The sequence below is a fragment of the Pantoea eucrina genome (assembly GCF_002095385.1).
Lineage (GTDB): Bacteria > Pseudomonadota > Gammaproteobacteria > Enterobacterales > Enterobacteriaceae > Pantoea > Pantoea eucrina.
In genome coordinates, this window is the sequence record NZ_MIPP01000021.1 from 19,812 (window position 1) to 32,420 (window position 12,609).

Here is a 12,609-nt window from a genome sequence, read left to right on the forward strand (position 1 = left end):
CATAGTGTAATGCTTTGGGGGGGATGTGACCAGCGTACCTGTCATACTTCGCGCACCAGCGTGACAGCCAGGCTGCTGCAGGCAGCGCGGACACAAAAAGATGTGGCAGCGGCTCAGCCCCCTTCCGGATGATTTCCGGTACACTTTGTTTATCAGCAAACGCCGTGGGGCGTCAGGGCAACAGGAAAGGTGAGGATTGATGCAGGAGAGACAGTATGACGTGGTCATCGTCGGAGGTGGCATGGTGGGGGCGGCGCTGGCGTGCGGGCTGGCGCAGCAGCAGTTCCGCGTCGCTGTCATTGAGCGTGCAGAACCTGAGCCGTTTGATAGCAGCTGCGAGCCTGATATCCGCATCTCCGCGATTGGTGCTTCTTCAGTTGCGTTACTGCAGCAGCTGGGCGCCTGGGCGCGCGTAGAGACGATGCGCAGTGCGCCCTATCGCAAACTGGAAACCTGGGAGTGGCAGAGCGCGCACGTCACGTTTGATGCAGCATCGCTGGGGCTGCCGGTGCTTGGCTATATGGTAGAAAACCGCGTGTTGCAGCGGGCGCTGTGGGAGCAGATGCAGCAGGATGGCGTCGCGCTGCTGTGCCCGGCAACGCTGCAGGATCTGCAGCCGCATAGCGGCGGCTGGCACATCACCCTGGACCAGGGCGCACCGCTTGATGCCCGGCTGGTGGTTGGCGCGGATGGCGCTAACTCGCGGGTGCGGCAGCTGGCAGGCATTGGCGTGCACGGCTGGAACTATGCGCAATCCTGCATGCTTATCAGTACCGAGTGTGAGCATCCGGCGGGTGATGCTACCTGGCAGCAGTTTACGCCGCAGGGGCCGCGAGCTTTTCTGCCGCTTTTTGACCAGCATGCATCGCTGGTGTGGTATGACGCACCCGCGCGTATCCGTCAGCTGCAGGCGCTGCCGCTGAGCCAGCTGGAGAAAGAGGTAAAGCTGAATTTCCCGGCCCGTCTCGGCCGTTTTCAGATAAAGAGCGCGGCGTCGTTTCCGCTGGTCCGGCGTCATGCCACGCGCTACGTCATGCCGGGGCTGGCGCTGGTGGGCGATGCTGCGCATACGATTAATCCGCTGGCGGGGCAGGGCGTTAACCTGGGCTATCGCGACGTGGATGCGCTGATTACCGTGCTGACTGAGGCGCGCAGTCAGGCGCAGACGTGGTCAGGAATGGCGGTGCTGCAGCGCTATCAGCGTGAACGCTATCGCGATAATCTGCTGATGCAGGGCGGCATGGATCTGTTCTATTTTGCGTTCAGCAACTCACTGCCGCCGCTGCGTCTGGCGCGTAATCTGGGGTTGATGGCGGCAGAGCGTGCCGGCGGCCTGAAGCGTCGTGCGCTGCGCTACGCGCTGGGACTCTGACCTCACCCACGCTTACTGCTGGCGCGGCGCGCTGGCAGAAAGCCCTGCCGTTTCAGAACGTCAGAAACAACAAAGCCCGCAAAAGCGGGCCTGTTGTGCAATTTGGCTGGGGTGCAGGGATTCGAACCCCGGAATGCTGGTATCAGAAACCAGTGCCTTACCGCTTGGCGACACCCCAATAGGTGTTTGATCAAATTGTCTTTGTATGGCTGGGGTGCAGGGATTCGAACCCCGGAATGCTGGTATCAGAAACCAGTGCCTTACCGCTTGGCGACACCCCAATTATCTGGTGGCTACGACGGGAATCGAACCTGTGACCCCATCATTATGAGTGATGTGCTCTAACCGACTGAGCTACGTAGCCATAATACTGCTTTACTGCTTTTCCCGATGCTGGCTGGGATACCTGGATTCGAACCAGGGAATGCCGGTATCAAAAACCGGTGCCTTACCGCTTGGCGATATCCCATCTGTTAACGCGTATCCACGAAAACATATCGGATTGGCTGGGGTACCTGGATTCGAACCAGGGAATGCCGGTATCAAAAACCGGTGCCTTACCGCTTGGCGATACCCCATCCGGCTGCCGAAGACTGAAATGGTGCGGGAGGCGAGACTTGAACTCGCACACCTTGCGGCGCCAGAACCTAAATCTGGTGCGTCTACCAATTTCGCCACTCCCGCAAAAAGATGGTGGCTACGACGGGAATCGAACCTGTGACCCCATCATTATGAGTGATGTGCTCTAACCGACTGAGCTACGTAGCCATCTTTTTTCGCGTTACCTTCAACGGCGTTGCGGGGCGCATTATGCGTATTGAGCTTTGTAGCGTCAACAGTTTTTTTGCCGTTTTTTACCTTGCGGCGCCTGTTTGTCTGGCTTGTAACCAGGCTGGCGCTTTATTCAGCAATTTTCGATCACATCCGCGTCAGTTGCAACTAAAAAGGGACCGCAGCGGGTCCCTTACTCTATCCGGCGATGCGCTTATTTGTAAGCGGACTGATGTACGCCAACGGCACGGCCGGAAGGATCGTCCATGGATTTGAACGCCTCATCCCACTCAATCGCTTTAGCAGAAGAGCAGGCCACAGAAGGTCCGCCAGGCACGCACTCTGCTGCGCTCGGCAGCGGGAACAGCTCCTCAAAGATTTCGCGATAGAGATACGCTTCTTTTGAGCCAGGCGTGTTGTGCGGGAAGCGGAAATGTGCGGTTGCCAGCTGCTGATCGCTGACCTGCTTCGCCGCCACTTCTTTCAGCGTATCGATCCAGCTGTAACCGACCCCATCAGAAAATTGCTCTTTTTGACGCCACGCCACGCTCTCCGGCAGATACGATGAGAAGCATTCACGCAGAATGTGCTTTTCCATCTTCCCGTTGCTGCCGCACAGTTTATCTTCCGGGTTGATGCGCATTGCCACATCCAGGAATTTTTTATCCAGGAACGGCACGCGTGCCTCTACGCCCCAGGCTGACATCGCTTTGTTCGCACGCGCGCAGTCAAACATATGCAGCGCCAGCAGCTTACGCACGTTCTCCTCATGGAACTCACGGGCGTTTGGTGCTTTATGGAAGTAGAGATAGCCGCCAAATACTTCATCTGCGCCCTCACCAGAAAGCACCATCTTGATACCCATCGCCTTGATTTTGCGTGACATCAGATACATCGGCGTTGAGGCGCGAATCGTGGTGACATCATACGTTTCGATGTGGTAAATCACGTCACGGATCGCGTCCAGGCCTTCCTGTACCGTGAAATGAATTTCGTGGTGTACGGTACCGAGATGATCGGCGACCGCCTGCGCAGCTTTCAGATCGGGTGAACCCTCCAGGCCCACAGCAAACGAGTGCAGCTGTGGCCACCAGGCGTCGCTCTTATCAGCATCTTCCACCCGTTTAGCCGCAAAACGCTTGGTAACGGCCGAAATGATTGAAGAGTCTAGTCCGCCTGAGAGCAGCACGCCGTAAGGGACATCAGACATCAGATGGCTTTTTACTGACTCTTCCAGCGCATGTTTCAGGCCTGCAGCATCGGTGGTGTTCTGCGCAACCGCCGCAAAATCCATCCAGTCGCGCTGCCAGTAACGACGGATTTCACCGTCAGTGCTGGAGAGGAAGCTTCCCGGCGGGAATTCTTTAATAGAGCGGCAGACCGGAACCAGCGCTTTCATTTCAGACGCCACGTAAAGGTTACCGTGCTCATCATTGCCCATATAGAGCGGAATGATACCGATATGATCGCGACCAATCAGGTACTGCTGTTTAACGCTGTCCCACAGGATGAAAGCGAACATACCCTGCAGGTCATCAAGGAAATCGACGCCTTTTTCCTGATAGAGCGCCAGAATCACTTCGCAGTCGGAGCCGGTCTGAAACGCATAACGATCGCTCAGCTCAGCGCGCAGCGCCTGATGGTTATAAATTTCGCCGTTCACGGCCAGTACGTGAGTGTGGTCAGCGTTATACAGCGGCTGCGCGCCGTTGTTAACGTCAACGATTGAGAGGCGCTCATGCACCAGGATAGCCTTATCATCTGCAAACACCCCGGACCAGTCCGGGCCGCGGTGACGCATCAGACGGGAAGACTCCAGCGCTTTCTTGCGCAGTTCAACAGGATCGCTTTTCAGATCCAGCACACCAAAAATCGAACACATAACTGACTCCTGATCTCACCCTGTGGCGATGTTATTTTGCATTTGTCCGGCAGCCTGCGCTGCGTGATGTATAAGAAAATGCGCTAATTGATGGTGGTTGCGCAAGCAAAATAACGTTTTTATGATAAATAGAGTGTTGCACAGGTGAATAAATTGAATATACACCAAAATAAAGGCTGTTTTTTTAGATGGTATCTAATAATTTGCCGGTTTAGCTCTTTTTATCATCAGGCGCCAAAAACAGTAACGCCCCGCACACCGGCAGGTGGGCAGGGCGTCAGCAGGTGCACGGCGCCGGTCAGAACAGATCGATATCGGCGACGGAAGGGAAAATCCAGTCGGGGCGGAATGGCATTGCGTCGATATCGCTCAGGGTGGAAACACCAGAGAGCACCAGAATAGTTTCCAGTCCCGCCTGGAAGCCCGCCAGAATATCGGTGCGCAGGTTATCACCCACGATCACTGTCTCTTCAGAGTGCGCATGCATTTTGTTCAGCGCCGCCCGCATAATGTAGGGGCTGGGCTTGCCAACATAAAAAGGCTTACGGCCCGAAATGGTTTCGATACCGGCACAGAGGGCGCCGCAGGCGGGAATAAATCCACGCGCGTGGGTATCCGGATTGGTCGCAATAAAGCGCGCGCCGTTAGCCACAAAAAACGCGGCTTTATGCATCATATCCCAGTTAAACGAGCGGGTTTCACCGACGATAACAAAATCAGGATTGACGTCAGTAATGGTAAAGCCGGCGTTGTAGAGTTCATGAACCAGCGCACCTTCTCCGATCACATACGCTTTTTTCCCCTCCTGACGCCGCAGGAAATCAGCGGTGGCCATGGCTGAGGTATAAAACACTGAGTCAGGAATGTCGACGCCGGCGTTGGAGAAACGGTTGGCCAGATCCTGAGCAGTCTGCGACGGATAGTTAGTCAGCACAACCAGCGGCATGCCTTTTTCCAGGATACGCTGCAGAAATTCATTAGCCCCTTTCACGGCCGTGTTGTCATGCATCAACACGCCATCGATATCACAGATTACGCTTTTAATGGTCATACAAGATCCCGTCAGGCCTGCTCAGGCAGGTTACAATTAATCTTCCAGCAGATGCTGCAGCAGAATGCCATTCAGCATAGCGCGTTTTGCCAGCGCAAACGCCCCAATCGCGGAGCGATGATCCAACTGTGAGCGCACCACCGGCAGGTTTTTACGAAACTCACGCAGCACCTGCGTATTGATACAGCTCTCGATGGCGGGAAACAACACTTTGTCGGCGTCGGTGATTTCGCCCGCCAGCACCACCTTTTGCGGGTTAAAAAGGTTGATTGCAATGGCAATCGCTTTGCCGAGATAACGCCCCACATACTCAATCACTTCACACGCCAGCGCGTCGCCCTGATTAGCAGCGTGACAGATTTGCGGCATCAGGCAGTTATCCAGCGACAGCGTACTTGGATATCCCTGATTCAGCAGATGGCGTACGCGGTTTTCAATCGCGCCATTTGCGGCGATGGTTTCCAGACAGCCGAAGTTGCCGCAGTGGCAGCGTTCGCCTAACGGATCGACCTGGATATGGCCAATTTCACCCACGTTACCGTTACTGCCGAGAAAAATCTGTCCGTTAGCAATAATGCCGGCACCGGTTCCACGATGCAGCCGCACCAGAATCGAGTCAGCGCAGTCGCGGCTTGCACCGAAGTAGTGCTCAGCCAGCGCCAGACTGCGGATATCATGCCCTACAAAGCTGGTCACGCTGAACCGCTGCTGCAGGCTGGCAACCAGCGGCCAGTGGCTGACGGCAATGTGCGGCATATAGCGGATAATCCCTTTAACCGGATCGACCAGCCCGGGCAGGATGACGGCAATAGCGATCAGCTCATGAATTTTCCGCTGATGCACGTTAATAAACGCGCTGATAGCGTTAAACAGCGCGTTCTCCAGCGTCTCCTGCGTGCGCTCCGGTAGCGGATAATCTTCCTGCGCCAGCGATTTGCCGCTTAGATCAAACAGGGTAAGCGTGGCGTCGTTGCGTCCGAGACGGACGCCGATGGTATGGAAATGACGGGTTTCCGTGATAATGGAGATGGCGCGGCGACCGCCGGTAGAGGCCTGCTGCTCGACCTCTTTGATCAAACCGCGTTCAATCAGCTGACGGGTAATTTTAGTGACACTGGCGGGCGCAAGCTGGCTGAGATCGGCAATCTGAATGCGCGAAATCGGCCCCTGTTGATCGATCAACCGATAAACGGCTGCGCTATTGAGTTGTTTGACAAGATCGACATTTCCTATTTGAGTCTGGCCGCCAGTGGTCATTCAATGCTTACTCGCTGAGGACGCTCTCTCCATTGACGAACGTCTTGATGATTTGATAATCGCGGGTAAAAACAGTGAGGTTGGCGGCTTTTCCTGCTGCTACCGTGCCCAGCTGTTTCTCCACGCCCATGGCTCTTGCCGGATAAAGCGTTGCCATACGTAACGCCTCATCCAGGGCAATGCCGCAATACTCTACGCTGTTCTGCACTGCTTCAATCATTGTCAGTGCTGAACCGCTCAGGGTTCCATGCTCATCCACGCACAGACCATTGCGATAGTATATTGTTTTACCTGCAAAAATGAATTTATCAATCGCAGCACCTGCCGGCGCAGTCGCGTCAGTAACCAGAATCAGCCGTTCGCCTTTGAGACGTTTTGCCATGCGCACGTTAGCGTAATTGACATGTAAGCCATCTGCAATGATGCCGCAGTATACATCAGGCGAATCAAACAGCGCACCGACCAGTCCAGGTTCACGGCCGCTAAAAGGACTCATCGCATTATAAAGATGGGTCGCAAAGGTAATGCCGGCGCTGAAGCCGGCTTTTGCCTCGGCATAGGTCGCATTAGAGTGACCGGCAGAAACGATGATACCGGCTGCGCTGAGCTGACGAATAACCTCGCTGCCTGCCTGTTCAGGCGCCAGCGTGACTTTAGTAATGACATCCGCGTTGGCACAAAGGTAGTCGACCAGTGCGGGATCGGGCTGGCGTATCAGAGCCGGATTGTGCGTTCCTTTTTTCTCCCGGTTGAGCCACGGACCTTCAAGGTGCAAACCCAGCGCCTGATTCTGGCGCGTTGTCAGCCAGGCGCGCATGGTTTCCACCGCCTGCTTCATCAGTTCATCACTGCTGGTAATCAGCGTTGGAAGAAAGCTGGTACAGCCTGACTTTTCATTAGCACGCTGCATTATCTCCAGCGTTTCCACGCTCAGCGCTTCAGGCGAATCGTTGAATTGCACACCGCCGCAGCCGTTGAGCTGCAGGTCGATAAAGCCGGGAGCGATAAACGCGCCGGCCATATCCTGTTGCGGTAGCGCTGCATCCAGCATGGCGCGCGGGCAAACCCGATCAATAATACCGTCCGCGATAACTACCGCGTGATCGTCCAGAATGTCATAGCCGGTAAAAATCCGACCGTTTACTAATGCGTACATTATCTCTCTCCCGGCTGCGCCAGCTGTCAACGACAGCAGGCTTCTACATCGTGCTCTCAGACGCCCTGCATATTTTCCGCTTCAAGCTCGCGGAAATATTTTACCGTTTTAATTTTCAGTTCCATTGTCGCTGGCTCATCACATACCACAACCGCTTTTGGATGCAGCTGCAGACAGCTGATGGTCCACATATGGTTTACGTTGCCTTCTACCGCGGCCTGAAGCGCCAGCGCTTTGACGTGGCCTGTCACCAGGATCATTACCTCTTCGGCATCAAGCAGCGTACCCACGCCAACGGTCAGCGCATATTTAGGAACCTGGCTGACATCGCCATCGAAAAAGCGTGAATTAGCGACACGCGTATCATGCGTCAGCGTTTTTATACGTGTACGCGATGAGAGCGAGGAGGCGGGTTCATTAAACGCAATATGGCCATCATTGCCTACACCACCCATGAACAGGTGGATTTTACCAAACGCACGAATCTTCTCTTCATACTGGCGACATTCTGCGTCAATATCTTCCGCATTGCCATTCAGAAGATTGATGTTTTCTGACGGAATATCAACGTGATCGAAAAAGTTGCGATACATAAAGCTGTGATAGCTTTCCGGGTGCGCTTTCGGCAGACCGACATACTCATCCATATTGAATGTGACAACATGCTTAAAGCTGACCTGGCCCGCTTTGTGCATCTCAATCAGATGCTTGTAAGCTTCCAGCGGCGTGCCGCCCGTAGGCAATCCCAGAACAAAGGGACGCTCAGGGCCTGGGTTAAAGGCGTTAATCCGGTTGACGATATGGCGGGCTGCCCATTTGCCAACCTGAGCAGGTGTAGCCAGCGGAATCAGTCTCATAGTGCACCTCGGTTAAACAGATAAAAAGAATATGCTGTAGCAGCCGTGATCAAGTGTGAATGAGGTTAACGCGTTTATCAGCAGGCTACAGCGAAAAAGAGCGGTTGATATTTTTTATCATAAAATAAGTTTGTGGCAGTGACCAGTATTAAGCGACTTATATTGGCTATTAAGGTGATAAAAGTCACAACTGGAGCGGTTTTAATTTGCGAGGCGAATTAATTTATCTTTACACTGCATCTCGCAGAGAATCGTCTTATCAACACGCCAGGTGCCGGGATAATAAAACCAACCCGTACCAGGGGATACGCCAGTCTCATAGGGGGAGAACAAGGTGAGTATATTAGGCTATTTACAAAAAGTCGGCCGTGCGCTGATGGTGCCGGTGGCCACGCTGCCGGCGGCCGCTATCCTGATGGGGGTAGGCTACTGGATCGATCCCGACAGCTGGGGGGCAGGTAACGCACTGGCGGCACTGCTGATAAAGTCAGGCTCCGCGATTATCGACCATATGTCGGTACTGTTTGCGATTGGTGTCGCGTACGGTATGTCTAAGGATAAAGATGGCGCAGCGGCCCTGACCGGCTTTGTTGGCTTTCTCGTGGTGACCACGCTCTGTTCGCCTGCTGCAGTCGCTATGATCCAGAAAATGCCGCTTGAGCAGGTGCCTGCGGCGTTTGGCAAAATTGAAAACCAATTTGTCGGTATCATGGTGGGTATCCTTTCGGCGGAGATGTATAACCGCTTCAGCCATGTCGAACTGCCTAAAGCGCTCTCTTTCTTCAGCGGGCGTCGCCTGGTACCGATTCTGGTCTCCTTCCTGATGATTGTCGTGGCGTTTATCCTGATGTACGTCTGGCCGGTGATCTTCGGTGGTCTGGTAAGCTTTGGGGAACATATCCAGAAACTGGGTTCTGTCGGGGCGGGGGTATACGCCTTCTTTAACCGACTGCTGATCCCGGTTGGCCTGCACCACGCGCTCAATTCCGTGTTCTGGTTTGATGTTGCGGGTATTAACGACATTCCAAAATTCCTCGGCGGCGCGCAGTCTATTGCTAACGGCAGCGGCATTCCGGGTATTACGGGTCGCTACCAGGCAGGCTTCTTCCCGATCATGATGTTTGGCCTGCCGGGTGCGGCACTGGCTATCTATCACTGCTCGCGTCCTGAGAATCGGGCAAAAGTGGGCGGCATTATGCTGGCAGCCGCTTTTGCCGCATTCTTTACCGGTATCACTGAGCCGCTGGAATTCTCCTTTATGTTCGTGGCCCCGGTGCTCTATGTGATCCACGCGGTACTCACCGGTATTTCCGTGTTTATTGCGGCCAGCATGCAGTGGATTGCCGGCTTTGGCTTCAGCGCCGGCCTGGTAGATATGGTGCTCTCGTCGCGTAACCCGCTGGCGGTGCACTGGTGGATGCTGATCCCGCAGGGCCTGGTCTTCTTCGTGATCTATTACGTCGTCTTCCGTTTCACTATCCGCAAATTTAATCTGCTGACGCCGGGCCGCGAGCTGGCAGCGGATGATGAAACCGATGGTTATGATGTGAATGTCACGCCTGAAAGTAGCGGTGAAACGGCGACTGAATCGCTGGCGCGTCGCTATATTGCTGCCGTCGGCGGCTCTGAAAACCTGACGCATATTGATGCCTGTATCACGCGCCTGCGCCTGAACGTGAAAGATTCCGCACAGGTCAGCGAAGGTGTGGCAAAACGTATCGGCGCTTCAGGCGTTATTCGTCTTAATAAGCAGAGCGTGCAGATTATTGTGGGTACGCAGGCGGAGAGTATCGCTACTGCGATGAAGTCCGTATTGACCAAAGGCCCGGTGGCGGCCGCCAGCGCTGCGCCTGTGGCTAAACCGGTTGTGGCAGCAGCAGCGCCTGCGCCCGCGGCTACACATAAGGCGATTGCCACGCTGCTGGCACCGGTATCAGGTCATGTAGTGGCGCTGGATAAGGTGCCGGATGAAGCGTTCGCCAGCAAAGCGGTAGGTGATGGCCTGGCCATTCAGCCGTCGGATAGCCGCGTGGTGGCACCGATTGCCGGTACCATAGTGAAAATCTTCAATACCAATCACGCCTTCTGTCTGGAAACAGAGAGCGGCGTTGAGATAGTGGTGCATATGGGGCTGGACACCGTTGCGCTGGCAGGGCGCGGTTTTACCCGGCTGGTGGAAGAGGGCGCGACCGTTACCGCTGGCGAGCCGATCCTGGAGATGGATCTGGACTATCTGAACGCTCACGCGCGCTCGATGATCAGTCCGGTGGTGGTCAGCAACAGCGACGACTTCGCAGGTCTTACGCTGCTGGCAACCGGCACGGTCGTTGCCGGCGAAACGCCGCTCTATGAGGTGAAAAACTAACCCCGGGCGTCTAACCGATAAGGCAGGAAGCGATTCCTGCCTTTTTTGTTTTAAAAGCGCCAACAAACGGTTGTTTCCCTTCAGCGCTTTGTGGATCATACTCCGTTACTTCGAGGTAAAATCACCCGTTATTGTTTGAGGATTTTGAGATGAGTGAGGCTGAAGCCCGCCCAACGAACTTTATTCGTCAGATCATCGACGAAGATTTGGCGAGCGGTAAGCACAGTAGTGTGCATACCCGTTTCCCGCCAGAGCCCAATGGTTATCTGCATATTGGCCATGCAAAATCGATCTGCCTGAACTTTGGAATCGCACAGGATTATCAGGGGGAATGCAATCTGCGTTTCGATGATACCAATCCGGTTAAAGAGGATATGGAGTTCGTCGAGTCGATCAAAAATGATGTGCAATGGCTGGGCTTTGAGTGGAGCGGCAACATTCGTTACTCATCCGACTATTTTGATCAGCTGTTTAATTATGCTGTCGAGCTGATCAACAAAGGACTGGCGTACGTTGACGAACTGTCACCCGAGCAGATCCGCGAGTATCGCGGCACGCTGACGGCGCCGGGCAAAAACAGCCCGTATCGCGATCGCAGCGTCGAAGAGAACCTGGCGCTGTTCCGGAAAATGCGCGATGGTGGCTTTGAAGAGGGTAAGGCGTGCCTGCGTGCCAAAATCGATATGGCCTCCAGCTTTATTGTGATGCGCGATCCGGTGCTCTACCGCATTAAGTTTGCCGAGCACCATCAGACCGGTAACAAGTGGTGCATCTATCCGATGTACGATTTCACGCACTGCATCTCCGATGCGCTGGAAGGGATCACGCATTCGCTCTGTACGCTGGAGTTTCAGGATAACCGTCGCCTGTATGACTGGGTGCTGGATAACATCACGATTCCGGTGCATCCGCGGCAGTATGAATTTTCGCGCCTGAATCTGGAATATGCGGTGATGTCGAAGCGCAAGCTGACGCAGCTGGTGAGCGAGAAGCGGGTTGAAGGCTGGGACGATCCGCGCATGCTGACCGTTTCAGGCCTGCGCCGTCGTGGTTACAGCGCGGCATCAATTCGTGAGTTCTGCCGCCGCATCGGTATCACCAAACAGGACAATATCGTTGAGATGGCTTCGCTGGAGTCATGCATTCGTGACGACCTCAACGAAAATGCGCCGCGTGCTATGGCCGTGCTCGACCCGCTTAAAGTCGTGATTGAAAACCTGCCTGCCGGGCATGATGAGATCATCACCATGCCAAACCATCCCAACCGGCCGGAGATGGGAACGCGCGACGTGCCTTTCAGCCGCGAAGTGTGGATCGATCGCGCAGATTTCCGTGAAGAAGCTAACAAGCAGTATAAGCGTCTGGTACTGGGTAAAGAAGTGCGCCTGCGTAACGCTTATGTGATTCGCGCTGAGCGCGTGGCAAAAGATGAGGCGGGCAACATCACCTGCATCTATGCAACCTGCGATGTGGATACGCTGAGCAAAGACCCGGCTGATGGCCGCAAAGTAAAAGGGGTGATCCACTGGGTCTCCGCAATTCATGCGCTGCCCGCTGAGTTCCGCCTCTATGATCGTCTGTTCAGCGTGCCTAACCCGGGCGCGGCAGAGGATTTCCTCGCGACCCTGAATCCGGACTCGCTGCAGATCAAGCAGGGCTTTGTGGAGCCAGGACTGCGCGAAGCGGCAGCAACCTCGCCATACCAGTTCGAGCGTGAGGGCTACTTCTGCGCGGACAGCGTCTACTCGCAGCCATCAGCGCTGGTATTTAACCGCACGGTAGGCCTGCGTGATACCTGGGCGAAGATCGGCAGCGAATAATAACCGCTTCCGGCATCATAAAATTATATAAGGGCGAGCATTCGCCCTTTTTTATTATCCTCTTTTGCTTCCCGGCAA

At 54.8% G+C, this 12,609-nt stretch carries 8 protein-coding genes and 7 tRNA genes; 3 read left to right on the plus strand and 12 right to left on the minus strand.

The features are described 5' to 3' along the window. Positions 1-199: 199 nt before the first annotated feature. On the plus strand, positions 200-1,372 hold the full coding sequence (gene ubiF, locus HA43_RS10770; RefSeq protein WP_039383164.1) for a 3-demethoxyubiquinol 3-hydroxylase: 1,173 nt from the start codon (positions 200-202) through the stop codon (positions 1,370-1,372). Between the two features lie 103 nt (positions 1,373-1,475). Here the strand turns inward: ubiF and HA43_RS10775 are convergent. From HA43_RS10775 to nagB, 12 genes are all read right to left on the minus strand, one after another. Then, positions 1,476-1,550, minus strand: a tRNA-Gln gene (locus HA43_RS10775). A 28-nt stretch (positions 1,551-1,578) separates the two neighbouring features. Continuing rightward, a tRNA-Gln gene (locus tag HA43_RS10780) sits at positions 1,579-1,653 on the minus strand. Between the two features lie 6 nt (positions 1,654-1,659). Further along, a tRNA-Met gene (locus tag HA43_RS10785) sits at positions 1,660-1,736 on the minus strand. A gap of 30 nt (positions 1,737-1,766) precedes the next feature. Then, positions 1,767-1,841 (minus strand) — tRNA-Gln (locus HA43_RS10790). Positions 1,842-1,875: 34 nt separating this feature from the next. Continuing rightward, positions 1,876-1,950: transfer RNA gene (locus tag HA43_RS10795), tRNA-Gln, on the minus strand. Between the two features lie 21 nt (positions 1,951-1,971). Then, positions 1,972-2,056: transfer RNA gene (locus HA43_RS10800), tRNA-Leu, on the minus strand. A gap of 7 nt (positions 2,057-2,063) precedes the next feature. Then, positions 2,064-2,140, minus strand: a tRNA-Met gene (locus HA43_RS10805). Positions 2,141-2,357: 217 nt separating this feature from the next. Then, on the minus strand, positions 2,358-4,025 hold the full coding sequence (gene asnB, locus HA43_RS10810; RefSeq protein ID WP_039383166.1) for an asparagine synthase B: 1,668 nt from the start codon (positions 4,023-4,025) through the stop codon (positions 2,358-2,360). A gap of 298 nt (positions 4,026-4,323) precedes the next feature. Further along, on the minus strand, positions 4,324-5,076 hold the full coding sequence (locus HA43_RS10815; RefSeq protein ID WP_039383168.1) for an HAD-IIA family hydrolase: 753 nt from the start codon (positions 5,074-5,076) through the stop codon (positions 4,324-4,326). A gap of 36 nt (positions 5,077-5,112) precedes the next feature. Beyond that, a complete protein-coding gene (nagC, locus tag HA43_RS10820; protein WP_039383170.1) occupies positions 5,113-6,333 on the minus strand; it encodes a DNA-binding transcriptional regulator NagC in 1,221 nt (406 codons plus the stop codon). Positions 6,334-6,340: 7 nt separating this feature from the next. Then, positions 6,341-7,489 carry an N-acetylglucosamine-6-phosphate deacetylase gene (nagA, locus tag HA43_RS10825; RefSeq protein ID WP_039383172.1) on the minus strand — a complete coding sequence of 383 codons (1,149 nt, stop codon included), beginning with the start codon at positions 7,487-7,489 and terminating at the stop codon, positions 6,341-6,343. 56 nt (positions 7,490-7,545) lie between these two features. Then, complete coding sequence (gene nagB, locus HA43_RS10830) at positions 7,546-8,346, minus strand: glucosamine-6-phosphate deaminase (protein ID WP_071668986.1); 801 nt, start codon at positions 8,344-8,346, stop codon at positions 7,546-7,548. Positions 8,347-8,686: 340 nt separating this feature from the next. Here nagB and nagE point away from each other — a divergent pair, with 340 nt between their 5' ends. Both nagE and glnS read left to right on the plus strand, forming a co-directional pair. Next, positions 8,687-10,711, plus strand: coding sequence for an N-acetylglucosamine-specific PTS transporter subunit IIBC (nagE, locus tag HA43_RS10835; RefSeq protein ID WP_039385758.1), 2,025 nt, complete (start codon positions 8,687-8,689; stop codon positions 10,709-10,711). A 149-nt stretch (positions 10,712-10,860) separates the two neighbouring features. After that, a complete protein-coding gene (gene glnS, locus HA43_RS10840; RefSeq protein WP_039383178.1) occupies positions 10,861-12,531 on the plus strand; it encodes a glutamine--tRNA ligase in 1,671 nt (556 codons plus the stop codon). The last annotated feature ends 78 nt before the right edge of the window (positions 12,532-12,609 follow it).